Below are 20,397 nucleotides of genomic sequence, written 5' to 3'. Positions count from 1 at the left end.
AAGACTTCCTTATTATTTTACCGTTGCCGCTTTCATTTCACCGACAAAGGCTTTTAGCTGTTTAAGCATTTCAGCTGGCTGTTCAAGATACTTGGCAATGATGTTAACCGTCGCCGAGCCTGATATTGCGCCAGCGGCACCAGCACTAATCGCTTCACTGACTTGCTCTGGTTTTGAAATACCAAAACCTAATAAAGGAGGCGCTACTTTGTGGCGAGTCAATTTTTCAATAAGCTCATGGGTAGGCGTTGCCGCAGCCGTTTCTGCACCCGTTACCCCAGCTCTACCTAGCAAATAAGTGTAACCCTGCGATTGCTGGCCGATATGGGCGAGGGTTTCTTCACTGGCATTAGGTGGAGCAATTAAAATTTGTTTAATACCCACAGAATTGGCCACTGTAATAAAACGCTCAGCTTCTCGTAGGGGCACATCTGCAATCAAAATGGAGTCGACACCGGCTTTTGCGGCATCTTGATAAAAGGTTTCAATACCGCGTTTAAGCACTAAATTACTGTATAACAACAATCCGATTGGGATCGCTGGATACGCATCGCGAACTTGACGAATAATAGCAAAACAATCAGTAGTTTTTATTTTGTGTGACAAGGCACGCAGACTGGCCTTTTGAATAGTCGGTCCGTCAGCGATAGGGTCAGAATACGGAAAACCTAACTCTAGGGCATCAGCACCGCCTTCAACTAAGGCTTTAATAATGTTAACTGAGGTTTGAATATCAGGATCACCGACCATAACGAAGGGCACAAACGCACCTTGATTCTTGGCATTAAGGCCGTCAAACATGTCTTTATATCGGTCTAGATTAACCATTTTTCTGATCTCCCAAAATGCTATGGACGTGGGCTAAGTCTTTATCACCGCGGCCGGATAAGTTGACCACAATGATGGTTTCTTTTTCTGCTTCATCGGCCATGTTCAAAGCATGTGCTAGGGCATGGGCAGATTCAAGTGCTGGAATAATTCCTTCTTTTCTAGACAATAGCTGAAAAGCATTGAGGGCTTCATCATCGGTTACTGCCACATACTGCGCACGCCCAATATCATGCAGATAAGCATGTTGTGGACCGACTGCCGGATAATCTAGACCCGCTGACACAGAGTAAGACTCTTCAATTTGACCATCTGCATCTTGCATTATGTAGCTAAAAGCGCCATGCAGTATGCCTGTTGTGCCTTTACCAATGGCCGCACCATGTTCATGGGTATGTAAACCTTTACCAGCAGGCTCAACACCAATGAGCTTAACGCTAGGTTCATCGATAAAGTCGGCAAACATACCAATGGCATTTGAGCCACCACCAACACACGCCACAACGGCATCGGGCAAACGACCTTCTTTTTCAAGGATTTGTGCTTTGGTTTCTTCGCCAATCATGCGGTGGAACTCGCGCACAATGGTGGGGAAGGGGTGAGGACCAGCTGCAGTACCAAGCAAATAGTGAGCTTTTTCGTAACTGCCAGACCAATCACGCATAGCCTCGTTAACGGCGTCTTTTAAGGTGCCAGAGCCTGAATTCACCGGGATGACTTCAGCGCCCATTAAACGCATTCTAAAGACGTTTGGTGCTTGGCGTTCTATATCCTTTGCACCCATATAAATACGTGCTTTTAAACCCATTAGCGCACAAGCAAGAGCGGTGGCAACACCGTGTTGGCCAGCACCTGTTTCAGCAATCACTTCGGTTTTACCCATGCGTTTGGTTAATAGGGCTTGGCCCAATACTTGATTGGTTTTATGCGCCCCACCATGCAATAAATCTTCACGTTTTAGATACAGTTTAACCAACGGGTTAGACACTAAATTACGCGTTAAGGTCATGGCTGTAGGACGACCAGCATAGTCTTTCAATAAACCCATAAACTCGGCTTGAAATTCTGGATCTTGTTGTGCATCGATAAAGGCTTGCTCTAATTGGTCAAGCGCCGGTATCAGTAACTCGGGTACATACATGCCGCCGAATTGACCAAATTTACTGTTTAATTTATTCATTATTGTCTCTCTATTTTCAACTTGTGCGCTTCAAGCTTAGTACTGACGTAGCAAGCTAAAGATTTGGGTTATTTTTTGTGGCTCTTTGATCCCAGGGGCTGACTCGAGTCCTGAGTTTAAATCGAGCATGGCAACTTGGCACTGAGCTGCGGCTTGGATATTTTCTGCGTTCAGTCCGCCGGCTAATATCACCTTGGTTTTGTCTTCTAACTCATCTAACAATCGCCAATCAAATGTTTGGCCGGTACCACCACTTTGCTGGCCAACTTGGCAATCGAGCAAGAAGTAATCAACACCAGTTTCCTCTAGTGAAGGCAACTGGCTGTTTACGCCTTTAGCTAACCAAATTTGACAATGAGCAGGTAATTCTGCTCTAAGTTGGCTAATGTAATCTTGTTGTTCACTACCGTGTAATTGCACTGCAGATAAATTTAGCTTATTTGCCGCCTCGACTACCTGTGCAATAGGCGCATCAACAAATACACCCACATAATTAAAGGGCACGGCTTCAATGATTTGCTGGGCTTTTTCAAGACTAATTTTGCGCTTTGACTGTTCGGCAAAGATAAGTCCGGCGTAACTGGCCGCTGAACTTTTGACTAAGTCGGCACCTTCCACAGACGTTGTGCCACATATTTTTACTTTACCATAAATCAACTGCTTGGTGGCTAATGCTACATCAGTTTGCGCCATTAAGGCACTGCCCACTAAAAAACCATCAACCAGTGGTGACAAGCGTTTAATATCCTCGGGAGTATAGATGCCGGATTCTGAAATAAGTACATATTCATGTGTGGCATGCTGCCTAATCAAGGGCACTAAATGTTCCGTGGTGGCTAAGTCAGTGCTTAAATCACGCAGATTACGATTGTTGATGCCGATAATTTTAGCTTTTAAGGCGATGGCTCGATGAGCTTCTTCGTCGTTACTCACCTCTGTCAATACATCAAGTTGGTATTGTTCTGCTAGGGTAGCTAACTCGATATAGGTCTTGTCATCTAATACGGAAAGCATTAACAAAATAGCATCCGCATCATAATAGCGAGCCAGATGAACCTGATAAGCCTCGATAAAAAAATCTTTATTGATAACAGGTTGCGTGACTTTGTTACGCACATATTGCAAATATTCAAACTTACCTTGAAAATACTTTTCGTCGGTTAATACAGAAATGCATGCTGCATAAGGGGCGTAGGCCTGAATAATTTCATCCAGATTAAATTCGGCGCGAATTAAACCTTTTGATGGTGATGCTTTTTTGCACTCTAAGACAAAACTCGCATTGGGCTGCGCTAAAGCCGCATAAAAACTGCGATCTGAAACTTGTAGCCCATCAATAAATTGTTCAAGTGGCAGGTCAATTTTGCGCTGCGCAATTTCTTGTGTTTTATCTAATACAATTTTTTCGAGAACATTAGCCATGGCTCGGCAAACTCCTTAGTTGTTCTATTGTTGGCTTAGCTCAGCCGATAATTTAATGGTGGCCAGTGGGCGTTTATCTGACATCGCGCCAAGAGCGAGTTGCGCGCCTTGTGCAAAACTGTCTGCCTTGGCACATAACTTCAATAAGGCCCCTGCGTTCATTGCAACTGCTGCTTGATGTGCTTCCTGCCCTTGGCCACTTAATACTTGTTCAATGAGTTGTTTATTCTCTTCAGGTTGTCCGCCTTTTATGGCTGCTAAAGGATAAGATTTAAGCCCAAAATCACTAGGTGATACCGAATATTCAGACAAACCTTGCGGACTAATTTCAATCACTTGAGTATCACCGTGTAAGGCAAACTCATCTAATCCACTACCGTGCACCACCATGGCATGTTGATAACCTAATAGCTGCAGAGTACGTGCAAAAGGCAACAATAGTTCAGGACTGTACACGCCGATAATAATATGACTGGGACGTGCGGGATTAACCAAGGGACCGAGCAAATTAAAAATAGTGCGAGTTTTTAACGTGGTGCGCACCGGCATAGCATGTTTAATGCCTGCATGGTAATTAGGTGCAAACAAAAAACACAAGTTCGATTCGTCTAAACATCGACGTGCGGTGTGTGCTTCCATAGTTAAATTAAGTCCAAAGGCCTTAAATAAATCTGCAGAGCCAGATTGGCTGGATACACTGCGATTGCCATGTTTGGCCACTTTAAGTCCACAACTGGCTGCAACGATGGCCGCCGCAGATGAAATATTAATGGTGTCGTGTCCATCACCGCCGGTGCCGACTATGTCAGCAAAGTCATAATCGGGATGTGGGAAGTCTGCCGCATTTTGAATCAGAGCTTGGGCGGCGCCAGCAATTTCTTGCGGTTGCTCACCTTTTATTTTCAATGCGGTCAGCAGAGAGCTTAATTCAATGTCTGACATCTCACCCTTTACCACCAGCGAAAAAATATCAGTCACTTGTTCTTGTTGTAAATCTTTTTGCTGGTACAGCTGTTCAAGAATGTCATGGATCAACATAATTATACTCCTCGGCTTGGGGCTGCTTGGTTTAAATAAGCGATACTTTGTAACAACAGCTGACTACCATGGCTGGTTAAGATTGACTCGGGATGAAATTGGAAGCCGAGCATACGGTCTTGGCGATGAGCAACCGCCATTGGAATACCATTGAAATCTGCTAATACACTCAGTTCAGCCGGCATATTATCCGCCATTAAGGAATGATAACGAGCAACCGGTAAAGGCTGAGGTAAGTTGGCAAACATATCTTGGCCATCATGTTTGATTAAGGATGATTTACCATGCATTACCTGATTGGCTCTAACAATGTCACCCCCATACGACTCAACAATGGCTTGATGTCCAAGACAAATGCCTAAAACAGCAAATTGGCCTTTGACCAAACTAAGTAAGTTTAACATGCAACCCGCTTGAGAGGGGTTTCCTGGACCAGGAGAAAGCATGAGCATAACGTGTTTTGGCTGTCCTTCTGGCGTCAGTTGGCTGGCTTGCTCATGCATCTTTTGTAATATAAATTCTGCCGGAACCGAATTTCGATATACAAAAAGCTCTAAACCGAGGCTGCGGAGTTCATCGACTAAGTTGTAGGTAAACGAATCAAAGTTATCGAGTAGAAACACACATACGTTTGCATTGGTTATCTGCTTCATACTCGAGTTCCTGTTTGGCTGGCTGTATTCGATTGTGAACTGCTGATAATGGCGTGGATCACGGCTTGGGCTTTGCCTCTTGTTTCGTCGGCTTCAGCTTGCGGTTTTGAGTCATAAACAACACCAGCTCCCGCTTGAATATGGGCGATATCCTCTTTCACAAAAGCCGAACGAATAACAATGCAAGTATCCATATCACCATGACCATTAATATAGCCAACGGCACCGCCATAACTGCCACGTCGCTCTTGTTCTACTTCACGTATCAAACTCGCCGCACTCACTTTAGGTGCCCCCACTAAGGTGCCCATGTTCATGCAGGCTTGATAAGCATGCAAGGCATCTAAGTCATCACGTAATTGCCCCACAACGCGAGACACTAAATGCATCACGTGTGAATAGCGGTCAACTTTAAGTAAATCTGTCACATAACGGGTGCCCGGTTTCGATACCTTAGCCACATCATTGCGGGCCAAGTCGACCAACATAATATGCTCAGATCGTTCTTTTTGATCTTCCTGTAAATTAAGTTCAAGGCGGCTGTCGAGATCTAAATCAATACTGCCATCGGCACGTTTACCTCTGGGGCGTGTGCCTGCAATAGGATAAATCTCTACCTGATTACTTTGTTTGGTGTACTTTAATGCTGACTCGGGAGAGGCGCCAAACATGCAAAAATCGTCATCTTGTAAAAAAAACATATAAGGGCTGGGATTATGCTGTTTTAAGGTGCGATAAGCATGATGCGGGTTGGGGCAGGGTAGACTGAAAATACGCGAAGGCACTACCTGAAAAATATCGCCTGCTAAAATATGTTCTTTTAGATTAATCACATCTTGTTTGAAGGTCTCATCGTCTTTGTTTACCACCAAATCATTTTGCGTAATCTGCGGAACATGTAATTGAGGCAGGGGTTTGATGGTCGCCAGTTTATGTTTAACCTGCTCTAAGCGTTGGCTAATGGCAAAATAGTTATTACCCACATTTACGCCACTGAATACGCTACCTATGATTTCAGTCTGCCGTGCTTGATGGTCAATCAGTACTAAGGTTTCGGCCAGATAAAAAACAAAATCGGGGCAGGTGTTAGCACTATTTTTTACCTCAGGTAATTTTTCAAAGCTGGCGAGCAAGTCATAAGCAAAGGCGCCGCCTAAAAATACTGCATGAGGGTGCGGTCTAATTGCCGTTACTTTTTGCAAAATCAAGCGCAAAGCATCAAATACCGCTGGCGCTTTTAAACGACTATCTTCATCTAAGGCATCGTCTGGCTTGGGGAAATACAAAGAAACTCGGCCCAAACTTGCATCAAACTCATGTTCAACACCCGGCGGACAATGGTCAATAAACAGGGGTAATACGGCATGTCCGTTATCACTTAGAGCCTGACATGTTACTTGATGACCAAGACACTCTAACTTAAGCGCTGCATCCACCAGTAACAAACTTTTCAGGTTATCTTTACTGTCAATTTCTGCCGACTCAAGTAACAAATTATTGCTGCGGCCCTGACATAAATATTGATAGGCATGCAGTGGATCTGCAACATAGCTGGCTTGGACTACCAGTGTTTCGACCTTGCCTACTTTTTCAGTTAACTGCGCTAAGCTCATGATATTTTCTCGTTAATAAAACTAATAATTCCGCTGACCGTGGGTTTTTTATTTTATTTTTTAGTCAGCCTAAAAAAACACAAAAAAAAGCCCGCTAGTTACGGGCTTTTTTGGAAATTTATTTGCAGCAATACAAACACTCACAGCCCGTTAGTTCAGGTTGTGCCACCACCAAGTTGTGTTAGAAAAAGTGTTTGATACCAACATACGCTATTTAACCTTGTCATTTTGCAGTTTTCACTGCCCGAATTCATTCATTTCGCTTAAAATCAATGAATTATCTGATATTCATAATAGTTTGAGTATAATAGCCCAAACGAGGCGTATAGAAGAAAACAAAATCGCTGCGCTGTCAACACTGAAATTTGTTATATGTTAAATAAAAAAGTCCTAGTAAGTTTAAATATACGCGTTATTTGCTTGCTCTACCGAATGAAGTCCATCCAATGAAAATAGATTTGCACAGCCACACTTATTATTCTGACGGTCAGTTATCGCCAAAAGAATTAATTGATCGTGCGCACAATATGCAGGTGGACGTACTGGCAATCACTGATCATGACACGGTAAATGGCATTAACGAAGCGCTTGATTATCAAGCCACTCAGAAGCGCGAAATGCAAATTATGCCGGGAGTAGAAATCTCCACTTCGTGGCATAATTTTGATATTCATATCTTAGGCTTACATGTTGATCACAAAGATGTCTTATTTTTATCCCGCTTGGCTGAGCAAAGTGCTGAGCGTGACAGGCGCGCTCTAGAAATTTCAGATAAATTAGTCAAAGTGGGTATCGATGGCGTGTTTGAGCAAGCTAAAGCCCTAGCTGGTGTGGGTCAAATCACCCGTGCACATTTTGCCCGTGTATTAGTCAGTCGCCAGCTCGTTAACGATATGGAATCTGCCTTTAAAAAATATCTAGGCAAAGGCAAAAAAGCCCATGTCAAACCCCAGTGGATTAGCATGCAAGAAGCCATTCATTGGATCCAAGACGCCGGTGGCAAAGCTGTCTTAGCCCATCCTGGACATTATGATTTAAGTACTAAGTGGCTTAAAAGGCTGGTGGCTGAATTTGCTCAAATCGGCGGTGATGGCATGGAAGTTATTCATTCACATCTGAGCCCCGAGAAAAAGAAGTTATTGGTTGATTTAGCCACAGAACACGATTTACTTGCGTCCAGTGGTTCTGATTTTCATTATCCAAATCGTTGGACTGAGCTTGGCAAAAACCTTACCTTGCCTACTCAACTTGAACCAATATGGCGCGACTGGAAACTTAGCGTTAATATATAACAAACATTAATTAACCTTACACTTGCTGTGACAGTAATAAAGGATCGTAAAGACCATGAGTCAGTTTTTTTATATTCACCCTGAAAATCCGCAAACGCGACTAATCAAACAAGCTTGCGAATTTATTCATAAAGGTGCTGTGGTGGTGTATCCCACAGATTCGGGCTATTCCATTGGCTGTCATATGAATGACAAAGAAGCTCTTGAACAAATCTGCCGTATTCGTCAAATTGGCAAAGACCATAACTTCACCTTGATGTGCCGCGATATGTCCGAACTGTCTGAGTATGCGCGGGTAGACAATGTCGCGTTTCGTATGATCAAAAACAATACGCCAGGCCCTTATACCTTTATTTTAAAGGCGACCAAAGAAGTACCCAAACGCTTACAAAATCCCAAACGCAAGACTATCGGTATTCGGGTTCCGAATAACAAAATTGCCTTGGCCTTGTTAGAAGAGCTGGGCGAACCTTTGATGTCAACTACCTTGATTTTACCCGGTGAAATTGTAGCTGAATCCAACCCTGATGATATTCGCGATAAACTTGAGCGCCAAGTCGGTTTGATTATTCATGGCGGTTCCATTGGCGAGCAACCTACGACCGTTATCGACTTATCTGAAGGTGAGATCACTATTATTCGTCAAGGTAGCGGTGATATTAGTCCTTTTGTTTAGGATGAAGGCCTCAATTTGACAAATTCCTCTGACATTAAATTATCGCGTTTCTCACAACATGATCCGGTGCAACAACCTTTGCCACTGGCCTTTGTGAATGGCGAAGCTTTAATTGAAAAACCAGAAGATTTGTATATTCCACCCGATGCTTTGGAGCTCATCCTTGAAGCCTTTGAAGGGCCATTAGATTTGCTGCTCTATCTTATTCGCCGGCAAAAGTTCGATATTGTTAACTTGCCTGTTTATCAGGTCACCTTGCAATATATGGAATACGTTGATTTGATGAAGGATCTTAAGCTTGAATTGGCCGCGGAATACTTGCTGATGGCCGCCATTTTAGCCGAGGTGAAATCGCGCTTATTACTGCCCAAGCGTCCCGATGCTGAGGACGATGAAGATGACCCTCGGGCTGAATTGATAAGGCGTTTAAAAGAATATGAGTTGATTAAATATGCCGCACAAGAATTAGATGGCATACCACGCCTTGAGCGAGATGTATTTCCAGCAAGCGCACAAACCGCAGAATCTGTGACGCCCATTCGCATTTTGCCACAGGTGAGCCTGCAAGAATTAGTTTTGGGTTTTCAGTCTGCCATGCAGCGCGCCCAAGCTTTTGAGCATCATCACATTGCCAAAGAAGTACTGTCAACGCGGGAAAGAATGAGCCTGATCCTCGAGAAAATTAATGCCACTCATTATACCGGCTTCGATCAGTTGTTTCATGCCAGCGAGGGTCGTGCGGGCGTGGTAGTGACCTTTTTAGCGGTACTTGAATTGGCCAAAGAAAGTTTGATTGATTTGGTGCAAAACGCGCCCTTTGCTAATATTCATATTAAATTAAGTGGTGCAGAATAATGGCTAAAATTTCGAAGATACAACTAAAACAATTAGTTGAAGCGGCAATCTTTGTAGCCGACAGCCCACTTAATACCGAACAATTGCAAACCAGCGTTCTGGATGGCCTCAACGTAAGTAAAAATGCGCTTAATGAGGTATTGAAGGAATTGACTTTAGACTATCAAGCACGGGGCATTCAATTGATAGAAGTGGCGTCAGGCTTTCGTTTTCAATCAGTCGACAGTCTAAGTCCTTGGTTAAGTAAATTATGGCAAGAACAAGCGCCCCGCTATTCGCGCGCGATGTTAGAAATATTGTCCTTGATTGCCTATCGTCAGCCCATCACCCGCGGTGAAATAGAGGATGTACGCGGTGTATCGGTCAGTAGTCACATTATTAAATCTTTAAGTGAACGAGGCTGGATAAAAGTGGTAGGCCATAAAGAAGTACCAGGACGTCCCTCGTTATATGCAACAAGCAAAGGATTTTTAGACTACTTTTCGTTAAAAAGTCTAAGTGAATTACCCAGTGCTGAGACCTTTGTTAATATGCAAAGCCAATCTCAAGCACAACACCTGTTTTCTAGTGCATCTGCCAATAACAGCACAGATGATACCCCTTTAGTCCAATCTGATGAGTCAGGGGCCGTAGCGACCTCTCAAACAGATGAACCTGAGCAATTACATTAATGAGTGATAAATTACAAAAAGTATTAGCCAACGCCGGCCTCGGCTCGCGCCGAGAAATGGAAACGTGGATAGAGCAGGCTAGAGTATCTGTGAATGGCAAGCTCGCTACCTTGGGTGACCGAGTCGAAAGCGAAGATAAAGTGCGGGTAGATGGCAATTTAATCAGCCATGAACAAGAGTCAGTGATTTGCCGTGTGCTAATGTATAACAAACCAGAAGGTGAGTTATGTAGCCGCAAAGATCCAGAGGGCCGTCCTACTGTATTTGACCGTTTACCAGGCATCAAAAATGGGCGCTGGATAGCCGTAGGTCGCCTTGATTTAAATACCAGTGGTCTGCTGTTGTTTACTAATGATGGTGAATTAGCTAATCGACTGATGCATCCTAAACATGAAGTTGAACGTGAATATGCAGTACGCGTGTTTGGTGAAGTAGAAGCCGATCATTTGAAACGTTTGCAAAAGGGCGTCAAGTTAGAAGATGGCGTGGCAAAATTTACATCGATACGCAAATTACCCACTGACGAAGATAGTCAAAATAGCTGGTACCACGTGACACTAGCTGAAGGTCGAAATCGTGAAGTGCGCAGAATGTGGGAGTCACAAGGTTTACAGGTGAGTCGTTTAATTCGGGTACGCTACGGTACGCTTGAATTGCAAAAACGTTTGCCTCAAGGAGGCTGGATAGAGTTAATGTTGCCTGATGTGAACGCCCTGCGTGCTAGTGTGCAATTGCCAGATGAAAATGAGACCTTAATTAAACTTGACCCCGGTAAGTTAGATCATGTGAAATTGAGTCGCATGCGTCGCTCGGTGAAAAAACACAGAGTAAATCAGGCCAACAAAACGCGTTCTGGCAATACGCCTACTGAAAAAGCTGCAGCTGAAAAGCCGCGTAATCAAAAACCTCAGATTAAGCGTTCTGACGAAGCAAGTCGAACTGATGCCTCTAAGGGCAACAAAAAGCCAAGTAATAAAAAACGCGGCGATAAACGTCCAGCGGGTAAACAACAAATTCGTTCAAGACAGGGTCAATAGCAGCAAGCAAAAAATAGGCGAGTTACCTAAGATAAAAAGACAGCTCATCCGTGGTTTCTTTTTATCTTATTGGTGTGATTTAAGCTGGGCGGGGAAGGGTGATAGTAAAGCAGGTACCCTTACCCATCTCACTTTTTACCGATAGCTGACCTTGGTGTTTTTTGATGATGGTCGCTGAGATCGACAAACCTAAACCCGTTCCTTCGCCTACTGCTTTAGTGGTAAAAAAGGGGTCAAATATTTTGTTGAGCTTGTCTTTTTCAATGCCCTTGCCATTATCTTGCACGTCGATAATGACTGATTCAGGCGTTTGATAAGAGCTGATGGTTAAGACTCCTGTGCTATTGCCACAAGCTTGTACTGAGTTCATAAATAAATTGATTAGCACTTGTGATAGATCGGAAGCTTGCCCTTGAATCTCGTCACACTCCGTTAACGCTAATACCACCTCCATTTTATATTTAAGCTCTTTGCCAACCACCTTAAGACAATCATTAATACAGCCGTTAATATTGACGGCTACAAACTCATCGCTTTCCTTGTAGGCCATCTTTTTTAGATTATTGACAATATTTTTAACTCTTTCTAAACCTTCCAAAGCGTCAGTCAATAAAGGTGTAATATCTTGTTTAATAAAATCGATATTAAGGTTCTTACGCAAACTCACGTACTGAGAAAGTAGAACCTGACTGGAAGGAATTGTTGGCTGAGTACTTATGTCTATGATAAAAGAGTCGAGTTGACACAAATCGGCCACGTACTCACTAAGCGTTTCTATATTGCTATAAGAATAACCAACAGGGTTATTAATCTCATGAGCAATACCCGCTGATAATTGTCCGAGTGATGCCATTTTTTCAGTATGAACTAGTTGTTCAACAATAAGTTCTAATTGTTCGAAGTTGTCATATAATTCTCGGGTTTTTTCATCAAGCAAATTCTCGGCTAATTCACGGGCTTTTTTCTCACGCGCATAGGCTTGTTTATAAGAGTCGAGTTCAGTCATAACTAATCCAAAATCGAAATAATTAATTTACATTTTTCAGCACCATTATGCATACATTCAGGGTGATCGATGGTCACCGTTTGATTAAACTGAGCCGCTGCACTGAAGATTAAACCTTCCGATAGATGACACAGTTTCCGCTTGGACTGGTAATACATGACTAAGACGCCATCAGTGGACGTATCGTAGTCAAACTTGGGCAAGTAGGCTTGTGGATAAAGCCGTTTTACTTCTTTGTGAATAACTCCATCAATGAGCAGCAGAAAATCTCTAACGTTATCAACCTTAGATAAATCAGCAGGGCTACTTGCAAATAAATATTTGAAAATATATTGGCCAAAGGTTCTAACCAAATCAGTTACTGGGATTTGAGTGCGCTCAGATATGTCAGCAACAATAGCCATCAACTCGTCGTCATCGTATTGCATCCCTTTTGTGTATACCCCACCAGAGACGGGATTAACCGAATTAAGCACATCATTCCACATGCCCAAACCCATTTTGTCTATCACCATGTCAGATAGAGCGGTAAAAACTAATCCTTGCATAAAAGTTATCCTCGTTGCTTATTGGCTCGTGGTTTTAGTAGGCAGTTTGTCGTCTTGTTGCTGCACCGCGATGTTAAGTTGTATTTTCTGATTTTGTTCATATTGTTTAAGTTTTTGGATAGAAAGCTTGGTAAATTCATGACCTTCAGCCAATACGAGCAAATGATTTTCAGAAAAAATGCTTTCATTTAAAATCATGCCTTCTTGCAGTTCCTTGCTTGAAATGCCTAGTAAATTGACTTTCTCCAATACCAGTTCTGGATTATCTCTAAGCAGTTGCAGTAATCTTGCATCATAACGCAGACCTTGTTGTTTATTGAACTCAATTAAAATCTCTGCATAACTTAGCTTCTTTGGCAGTATGAGGCCATTGGCGTAGCGCCAATAATCTCGGGCTATGGCTAAAATCTGATGGCTTATACCGAGGTCTGAGGCCTGTTCTAGAGATTTGAATTGCTGGCTAATTAGACTGCTAATTTGCTGTAAATGGGGAGCAGGAGACAAAATTAATTGCACATTGGTGACTTGATTTAGGAAAGCATTTTTCTGTGCATGGCTCAGTTGAATATAGGGTGTTTGGTACAAGTTTTTTGGCAAACCCAAAAGTCCCAACTGACATAGCAAGCCAGCCACTCGTACATCATGAATTTCTTGTTTAGATAAATTTAGTTTGAGGGCAATATTACCCGCTAGTTTTCCAATCTTTTTCAACATTTCAGCATCAATGGATGGGGTGATGGCTAAAAAATTAAACAACATTTTTTCTAGCGACTTATGCTTGTTTTGACTGCGTATTAAGGCTATTTGCAATTGTTTGGTGCGCAAGTTGATGGTGTTTTCTAGTTCATCATTCGCCACTTTTAATTGTTTATTTTGCTCGTGAATCTTTTGCTGCAAAGATGTATTTTGGGCAAGTAACTTAACCTGCTGCAATCCTTCTTCAACCGATACGATAAGTTCTGCATTATTCCATGGTTTATTAATAAACCGGTTAATTTGACCTAGGTTAACCGCATTAATGGTTGATTCAATATCGGCATAACCGGTCAGTACTATTCTATAGGTATGAGGATAAATCTGTGCGATCTTTTGCAGTAATCGGGCACCACTCATTTGCGGCATGCGCATATCAGAGACCACCACATGAATAAACTGCTGAGCCATTATAGTTAAAGCTTGGGTGGCATTTTCAGCAAATAAAACCTGATAGTTTTTGCGCTGAAATACGCGCTGTAAAGACCTTAATATACTGATTTCATCGTCGATGAACAGTACCGCCAGCGATGGTGTTGATACAGATTTTTCAATGGATAGCGTCACAATACTCTCCTACTACAGATCTAAACGATAAAATTAATGTGTAAAGCCATAAATAAGGGATAGCAGCTCACAGTTTAAACATGATTGGCAGCTTAACCGGTGATTAAATTTGCCACCTTATTTAATAATGTTTTATTGTCAAAAGGCTTACTAAGAACATCATTTGCACCCGCTTCTAAGGCCTCTTTAAGCTTGTGGCTTGGCAAAGCTGAGATCACCAGTATTTTGGTGTTTGCTAAGTCCTCTTGACTTCGAATAAAAGCAATCACATCGTAACCACTTAAGCCTGGCATACTTAAATCAAGGGTTATTAAGGTCGGTTTAAATGACTTTAACATCACTCCCGCTTGAAAACCGCCATTGGCTATAACAGTGGCATACTTAGCTTTTCTTAAAGCCCGTTGAATCGCATTAGCAAAAGGTGCCTCGTCATCAATGATCAAGATCGTGTCAGAAATAGCTGGCTGACTTAAGACATCCGGTATTGGCATATCATACTCTTGCATGAATCTGAGCAGCTCCTCGCGGCTCACCCGATTATTTCCGCGACCAGGCAGTTTATAACCTTTAATTTTGCCCGCTTCGATCCATCTTATGACCGTGCGCAGATTGACTTGGCAAAATTTGGCTATCTCTCCTGTGCTAAATGACTCTTGCATGGCTATCCCTATATTGTAATAGAAAGCAAGATTACAGTATTTTTATTGTAGTTGCAATTGTGACATTAATGACATTTGCGACATTGCTTGTATTTATGTTACTCTACGTCTGTAATCATCTGTTTTCATTAATTTTAGTTACGTTTTGTCGAATTACAGGTAATTTAGTTTAGTGAATAGATGTTTTTGTTACACTCTGAGCCATTGTTCACATTAATCAAGCAAGGAAAAGATGATGGAATCTTTAAGTAAATCAAGAATTTTGTTTGTGGATGATGAGCCTTCTATATTAAGTGCTTTAAAGCGTATGGTGAGCAAACTAGATTGTGAGGTACTAACCGCTCAAAGTGGACAACAAGCGCTCGACATTATTAAAGATAAACCTGTTGATATCATTGTCTCCGACATGAAAATGCCACATATGGACGGTAACGAACTGCTGCAGAAAGTCGCTAAGCTGGCTCCTGAAACGGTAAGAATTGTACTAACTGGTTTTGCTGATATGGACATGGTGCTCAAGTCGATTAATGACGGGCATATATGGGGCTACCTGCAGAAACCCTGGGACAACTACGAATTCATAGTAAAATTGAAGCAGGCTCTGCAGTTGCAACAAATTTTAGCTGAACGTACGCTAATGCGCTTAACGATTGCCCAGTATGAACAATATCGTAAAAAAGAGTTTGAAGGCTTTATTGGTGACTCGGTTGCCATGCAGTTTGTTTATTCATGCATTGAACAATGTGCCCCGAGTCAGGCATCCGTTTTTATTACCGGACCAAGTGGCTCAGGTAAAGAGGTTGCTGCGCAGGCAATACATCGCTTGAGTAAACGTAAAAACGGCGCTTTTATCGCCTTAAATTGTGCTGCCATTCCCACTGAATTAATGGAGTCAGAAATTTTTGGTCATGTCAAAGGCGCTTTCTCCGGCGCGGTGGCTAATCGCGATGGGGCTGCAACCTTAGCTGATGGAGGGACCTTGTTTCTTGATGAAATCGGTGAAATGGATATGAGCTTACAGGCAAAATTATTGCGCTTTATTCAAACCGGAACCTTTCAAAAAGTAGGTGGCTCAAAATTAGAGAAAGTCGATATACGTTTTGTGTGTGCCACTAATCGGGATCCCCATGAAGCAATAAAAGACAAAAAGTTACGTGAAGACTTGTACTATCGTTTGAATGTTATCTCCTTATTAATGCCACCTCTTGTTGACCGAGGTAATGATTGTTTGCAATTAGCTCGACAGTTTTTAAGTCACTTTAGTGAGTTAGAAGACAAAGTGTTTGTTGGATTTACCAGTGAAGCTGAGGACCTTATTAGCCAGTACTCTTGGCCCGGCAATGTGCGGCAATTACAGAATATAGTGCACAGCGCCGTCGTGATGTCTGAAGGGCCATTAGTGAATGAAAAAATATTGCAAATGCAATTAGGTCAAGCAGGACAAGCGCTCAGTGCTGCGCCGCGTATCAGCAGAATAAATGAGGTAAACCTGTCATCTGCATCTCATGATGAACAAGGTATTTCTGGTGATAACACCATTCTTACTTTGGCGCAGGTAGAACGTCAAGCAATAGAGCATGCTATCGATATTTGCCAAGATAACATTGTTAAAGCGGCGAGTGAGTTGGGGGTAAGTCCCTCTACCTTGTATCGAAAAATTCAACAGTGGCAGGTTGCACCCAACCGCCTGTAACAAACAGCAATTCGCAATTCGCAAAATGCAACGGAGCCTCTTGCGAATTGCAAAAGCCTAAGACTCCTTTATGGCTTTCATTTAAAAATATTCATATAATTCAATCGCTTATTTTTTATAGCAAGTTGGAACAGAACTTGTAATACACCTGTTAATCACTATTAATGTGCTACAGGTAAACTATGCAATTGTTCCAAAAAATAAAACTCATTTTGCAACCCGCAATTGTTCTTTTTAGTAACTCTGCTTGGTTGTTAAGCACAGAAATCACCGCCAAAATATCTCGCATTGTCACAATTGTCGTACTGGCAGGTGCCTTAACCCCTGTTTCTTATGGTACCGCAATGCTTGCGCTAGCCTTTCATGATGTGCTGCGCTTGTTATTACGTTCTGGTGCCGGCTCACAAATCATTCGTTGTGATGCGACTCAACTTCCCCGATTCGCAAAAAATGGCGCCACAATACAGTGGCTCATTTGTCTTACCTTAGCTTTGGTACAATTTTCGATAGCAGAAATTGTGGCCACTATCTATGCCAATCCTCAGTTGGCTGAGTTACTTAAATGGATGGCCTTGAGTTACGTGTTTTATCCCATTGTAAGTATCAAAGTTTTTCTTTTGCAAAGAGATAATCGTCTTCGTTGGTTCAGTTTGCGCAATGGCATTTGCATCGTGTCTGAAAATTTATCCATCGCTATATTTGCGCTGATGGGTGCCGACATTATGGCTGTTGCCTTGGGCAAACTGGTTTTTTCCTTATTGTGGTTAGCGCTTTTTTGGTTTGCGCCAGCTAAGGGATTTGGTATTGGTTTTGACCGTAAAACCTTCACACACCTTACGCGCTCGTCGCTACAACTGTTTGGCAGTGAGTTTCTAAGTGCGCTGCGTATGCACAGCGATACATTTATCGCAGCTAAACTGATGCCACCTGAAATATTCGGCATTTATTCATTTGCAAAAAGTGCAGGTATCGGACTCAGTCAATCAGTTTGCAATGCGTTTAACGGGGCTTTATTCCCTTACTTATGCAAATTACAACGCCAAGGAGGACTCGAGAAACAATCTTGGTTGGTCTATCGAATAGCCTTAGGCGTGTCGCTGTTATTTGTACTACAAGCCCTATTTGTACCTATTTACGTGCCCATCATTTTCGACAGTGCCTGGTTAGTGACGATCCCAACGGTCTCTGTCTTGTGTCTAACGGCCATACCAGCCCTTATTGTCGATACCCACTGCAGTTTTCAGCGCACGGCCGGCAACTATCGGGCCGAAACACTGATCCGTTTTTGTTGTTTATTTATTACGCTTTTATGCCTGCTGGTGGCGCGTCCTACTGAACCCTTGGACTTTGCCATTGTTTTATTATTTAGTGCCGTCTTATGGTGTATAGCCGTGTTCACGAGCGCTACTGTTTTCAATAAAGCTAAACCTTTTTTGCTTGTCTTATTAGGAAAAAAATCTCATGAATATTAATAGTGCACCGATGGTGTCCGTAGTAGTGCCGATGTACAACGTTGAAAAATATATCGAGCAATGTATCGAGTCAGTGCTCGCACAACATTTTCAAAATTTTGAACTGATCCTAGTGGACGATGGCTGCAGTGATAAAACATTACAGTTGGTCAGCCAGTTTTCTGACTCTAGAATACGCTTGATTAGGCAACAAAATCGAGGTCTTTCAGGCGCACGTAATACTGGCATAGACGCCGCCCGTGGGCTTTATATTGCTTTATTAGATGCAGATGACTATTGGAAAGCGGAAAAATTGTCAGCACACATTGCCCATTTAAATAGGAACCCCAAAGTAGGCGTGAGCTATTGTCCCTCTTTGTTTGTGGATGATAACGGGCAATTATTGGGTATCGGCCAATACCCTAAATTACGTGCAATTACGGCGCAACATGTATTTTGTCGCAATCCAGTAGGAAACGGCTCTGCAGCTGTTATTCGACGCTCTGTATTGGCAGATATTGCTACTTACGGAAAGGGCAGTGATCGTCAGCGTAGAATGTATTTTAACGAAACATTAAAACAGTCAGAAGATATTGAGCTTTGGACACGTATTGCCTTAAACACACAGTGGCAGTTTGAAGGTATTGCTGCTGCTCTGACTTATTATCGCGTTAATGATGGGGGGTTATCTGCCAATTTAACGCGGCAATTTAGCAGTTGGCAACAGGCGGTAAGTCTCAATCAAGCCAATGCTCCTCAGTTTTTTAAAGAATATTACAATTTGGCCAAAGCCTATCAATTGCGTTATTTGGCCCGCAGAGCCATTCAAACCAATAATGCCTTGCAAGGACTCAGTTTAGTGCATAAAGCCTTGTTATGTGACTACCGTATTTTATTGCAAGAGCCAATGCGAACCTTAATAACCCTTTGCAGCGCCTGGTTAAAGTTACTGCCCAATGGTTTGTATAAACGCATAGAACACATTGCCATGAGTCGTTTGGGACGTCGTATGATCAGTTAGCAGCGTAAACACCTCGGTGTTTACTTTTTTGGCCCCGCTATGCGGGGCTTTTTTTTGACTACTAAACACAAACGAACAGTAATCTTTGGCTAAAAGCTTTCAGCCATCTACCTTGTTCGGTGTTTAATTAGGGATCATGTTAAGCTGCTTATTGCATGACACCGGTAAAGAACGCTTAGATAAAACTGAGGCCTTAAGGGCAATGTCACTGCATTTAGACGTTCGAATAATGAGGCCTAAAAGGGCCATAATCAGGCTTGTTAACACTTAAATAGTTGCGGCAAACGCCAAGAGTTTGTCCGGCCTAAGCTTGGGCCTTGTCACTATTTGCAGTAAATCGCTGGATTTACCCTGAATGGGTAATATTTAAGATTGCTGTAGCTACTTTTACTGAGTTAGCAGAATGCATTAATAGCGTGGTGTGCATGGATGTTTTGCCACCATCACGTTATTGCTGTTTGATAAAATTAAGGCTGGCAGTGTCGTAAGATGGGATTGACAAAGTTAATAGCCAATGTCCTTCGTCCCTGAAAGACCTTATTTATAAGTATAGCTATATTACTTTGGTGTTTTGCTTGGCAATTTACTGGCTCAATAGTTTGGTGGTGCGGTACTTATTAACTAAGTTGAGAACGCTTTTAACCCGCCATGAACACCAAAAACCACATTCACGACGATAATAATTAAGTTGATCAAGCAGGGGAAAGCGGAAGCCTTGGGTAGGTTCGAAGTAAAATAAGTCAGCGGATTTTTTCATCCAATCGTTAGCATTTTGCCTTTGTACATGAATAAAAATGACAGGGTTATTAATGCGAATTTTACGACGTTGCTGGATCTGTTCTGGGGTACGGTTCGCATAGTGACAACAAATCGGTGAAGGGCGATATAGCTTTTTACAAAATGGCGGAACGCGACCACTGACGGTTTCAGGCCACTGTTGCTCAGGTGAATTTAAAAAGAAACGCGGTTCACGCCAATTAATTCGGTAATATCGGCGCCTTTCTGCTACAGCCTTCGAATGGTCTTCAGTTGCATAGTGTTCGGCATCCTTGTCGGTGAAATAGAATTGCGCTTGCCACATGCGCATTTGCTGTTTTCCAGCCTGCATTGCCTTTTTAAGCATGGGGCGAGGATCTTGAGCTAACATCTCATCGGCATCAAGAATATACCACCAGTCTTTAGCTGAAAAGAGGTGATGATATTGATTATAAACACGGTTTCTCAGTTGCTCTTTGAATACTTCATCGCTTCGAGCGGCGATAATGACACGGGGCTCTTGCTTAACAAAGGCTTGTAGTTTTTCCCATGTGCCATCGTTTGAACCGTTGTCGAACACATAAATGTTGTCACAGAAAGCTAAAGCGTGTTGCAGGGTTTCTATTAAAACATCGGCTTCATTTTTAACCATACAAATTGCGTTGATTTTCATGTTTT

Annotated in this window: 19 protein-coding genes; 8 read left to right on the top strand and 11 right to left on the bottom strand. The window is 42.5% G+C overall.

What is annotated here, in order from left to right; all coding sequences use genetic code 11:
* Positions 1 to 12: 12 nt before the first annotated feature.
* From trpA to ABKW31_RS17010, 6 genes are read right to left on the bottom strand one after another with little or no spacing between them, the layout of a single operon-like run.
* Positions 13 to 828, bottom strand: coding sequence for a tryptophan synthase subunit alpha (trpA, locus tag ABKW31_RS17035; RefSeq protein ID WP_348617775.1), 816 nt, complete (start codon positions 826 to 828; stop codon positions 13 to 15).
* A complete protein-coding gene (trpB, locus tag ABKW31_RS17030) occupies positions 821 to 2,008 on the bottom strand; it encodes a tryptophan synthase subunit beta (RefSeq protein ID WP_348617774.1) in 1,188 nt (395 codons plus the stop codon). Before trpB ends, trpA begins: the two co-directional genes overlap by 8 nt.
* A gap of 36 nt (positions 2,009 to 2,044) precedes the next feature.
* Positions 2,045 to 3,430, bottom strand: a complete 1,386-nt coding sequence (trpCF, locus tag ABKW31_RS17025) for a bifunctional indole-3-glycerol-phosphate synthase TrpC/phosphoribosylanthranilate isomerase TrpF (protein ID WP_348617773.1) — start codon at positions 3,428 to 3,430, stop codon at positions 2,045 to 2,047.
* Positions 3,431 to 3,454: 24 nt separating this feature from the next.
* Positions 3,455 to 4,465: an anthranilate phosphoribosyltransferase gene (gene trpD, locus ABKW31_RS17020; RefSeq protein WP_348617790.1), complete on the bottom strand. Its 1,011-nt coding sequence runs from the start codon at positions 4,463 to 4,465 to the stop codon at positions 3,455 to 3,457.
* A gap of 5 nt (positions 4,466 to 4,470) precedes the next feature.
* The gene (locus ABKW31_RS17015; RefSeq protein ID WP_348617772.1) at positions 4,471 to 5,121 is read right to left on the bottom strand and encodes an aminodeoxychorismate/anthranilate synthase component II; all 651 of its coding nucleotides are present in this window, start codon (positions 5,119 to 5,121) and stop codon (positions 4,471 to 4,473) included.
* Complete coding sequence (locus tag ABKW31_RS17010) at positions 5,118 to 6,734, bottom strand: anthranilate synthase component 1 (protein WP_348617771.1); 1,617 nt, start codon at positions 6,732 to 6,734, stop codon at positions 5,118 to 5,120. The genes ABKW31_RS17015 and ABKW31_RS17010 overlap by 4 nt, the downstream gene beginning before the upstream one ends.
* Before the next feature lie 446 nt (positions 6,735 to 7,180).
* Between ABKW31_RS17010 and ABKW31_RS17005 the strand changes: the two genes are divergently transcribed.
* The 5 genes from ABKW31_RS17005 to rluB are packed head-to-tail and all read left to right on the top strand — an operon-like array spanning position 7,181 to position 11,265.
* Positions 7,181 to 8,026, top strand: coding sequence for a PHP domain-containing protein (locus tag ABKW31_RS17005; RefSeq protein WP_348617770.1), 846 nt, complete (start codon positions 7,181 to 7,183; stop codon positions 8,024 to 8,026).
* A gap of 55 nt (positions 8,027 to 8,081) precedes the next feature.
* Positions 8,082 to 8,702: an L-threonylcarbamoyladenylate synthase gene (locus tag ABKW31_RS17000; protein WP_348617769.1), complete on the top strand. Its 621-nt coding sequence runs from the start codon at positions 8,082 to 8,084 to the stop codon at positions 8,700 to 8,702.
* A gap of 15 nt (positions 8,703 to 8,717) precedes the next feature.
* Positions 8,718 to 9,557 carry a ScpA family protein gene (locus tag ABKW31_RS16995; RefSeq protein WP_348617768.1) on the top strand — a complete coding sequence of 280 codons (840 nt, stop codon included), beginning with the start codon at positions 8,718 to 8,720 and terminating at the stop codon, positions 9,555 to 9,557.
* Complete coding sequence (gene scpB, locus ABKW31_RS16990; RefSeq protein WP_348617767.1) at positions 9,557 to 10,228, top strand: SMC-Scp complex subunit ScpB; 672 nt, start codon at positions 9,557 to 9,559, stop codon at positions 10,226 to 10,228. The genes ABKW31_RS16995 and scpB overlap by 1 nt, the downstream gene beginning before the upstream one ends.
* The gene (gene rluB, locus ABKW31_RS16985; protein ID WP_348617766.1) at positions 10,228 to 11,265 is read left to right on the top strand and encodes a 23S rRNA pseudouridine(2605) synthase RluB; all 1,038 of its coding nucleotides are present in this window, start codon (positions 10,228 to 10,230) and stop codon (positions 11,263 to 11,265) included. The genes scpB and rluB overlap by 1 nt, the downstream gene beginning before the upstream one ends.
* Before the next feature lie 79 nt (positions 11,266 to 11,344).
* On the opposite strand, the gene ABKW31_RS16980 is transcribed toward rluB, so the two are convergent.
* The 4 genes from ABKW31_RS16980 to ABKW31_RS16965 form a co-directional block, all read right to left on the bottom strand.
* Positions 11,345 to 12,271 carry an ATP-binding protein gene (locus ABKW31_RS16980; protein ID WP_348617765.1) on the bottom strand — a complete coding sequence of 309 codons (927 nt, stop codon included), beginning with the start codon at positions 12,269 to 12,271 and terminating at the stop codon, positions 11,345 to 11,347.
* Positions 12,272 to 12,273: 2 nt separating this feature from the next.
* A complete protein-coding gene (locus ABKW31_RS16975; RefSeq protein ID WP_348617764.1) occupies positions 12,274 to 12,819 on the bottom strand; it encodes a heme NO-binding domain-containing protein in 546 nt (181 codons plus the stop codon).
* Positions 12,820 to 12,837: 18 nt separating this feature from the next.
* Entirely contained in the window at positions 12,838 to 14,139 is a 1,302-nt protein-coding gene (locus ABKW31_RS16970; protein WP_348617763.1) for a response regulator, read from the bottom strand.
* A gap of 92 nt (positions 14,140 to 14,231) precedes the next feature.
* Positions 14,232 to 14,798, bottom strand: coding sequence for a response regulator (locus ABKW31_RS16965; RefSeq protein ID WP_348617762.1), 567 nt, complete (start codon positions 14,796 to 14,798; stop codon positions 14,232 to 14,234).
* Positions 14,799 to 15,030: 232 nt separating this feature from the next.
* Here ABKW31_RS16965 and ABKW31_RS16960 point away from each other — a divergent pair, with 232 nt between their 5' ends.
* The 3 genes from ABKW31_RS16960 (at position 15,031) to ABKW31_RS16950 (ending at position 18,963) form a co-directional block, all read left to right on the top strand.
* Positions 15,031 to 16,491: a sigma-54 dependent transcriptional regulator gene (locus ABKW31_RS16960; protein WP_348617761.1), complete on the top strand. Its 1,461-nt coding sequence runs from the start codon at positions 15,031 to 15,033 to the stop codon at positions 16,489 to 16,491.
* Positions 16,492 to 16,673: 182 nt separating this feature from the next.
* On the top strand, positions 16,674 to 17,963 hold the full coding sequence (locus ABKW31_RS16955; protein WP_348617760.1) for an oligosaccharide flippase family protein: 1,290 nt from the start codon (positions 16,674 to 16,676) through the stop codon (positions 17,961 to 17,963).
* Positions 17,953 to 18,963: a glycosyltransferase gene (locus ABKW31_RS16950; protein WP_348617759.1), complete on the top strand. Its 1,011-nt coding sequence runs from the start codon at positions 17,953 to 17,955 to the stop codon at positions 18,961 to 18,963. The genes ABKW31_RS16955 and ABKW31_RS16950 overlap by 11 nt, the downstream gene beginning before the upstream one ends.
* Positions 18,964 to 19,546: 583 nt before the next feature.
* Here ABKW31_RS16950 and ABKW31_RS16945 read toward each other — a convergent pair.
* Entirely contained in the window at positions 19,547 to 20,392 is an 846-nt protein-coding gene (locus ABKW31_RS16945) for a glycosyltransferase family 2 protein (RefSeq protein ID WP_348617758.1), read from the bottom strand.
* Positions 20,393 to 20,397 lie beyond the last annotated feature (5 nt).

This window comes from Paraglaciecola sp. 25GB23A (genome assembly GCF_040012495.1).
Lineage (GTDB): Bacteria > Pseudomonadota > Gammaproteobacteria > Enterobacterales > Alteromonadaceae > Paraglaciecola.
The sequence above is the reverse complement of the archived record's forward strand: the minus strand, read 5'-3'. Positions and strand labels throughout refer to the sequence as shown.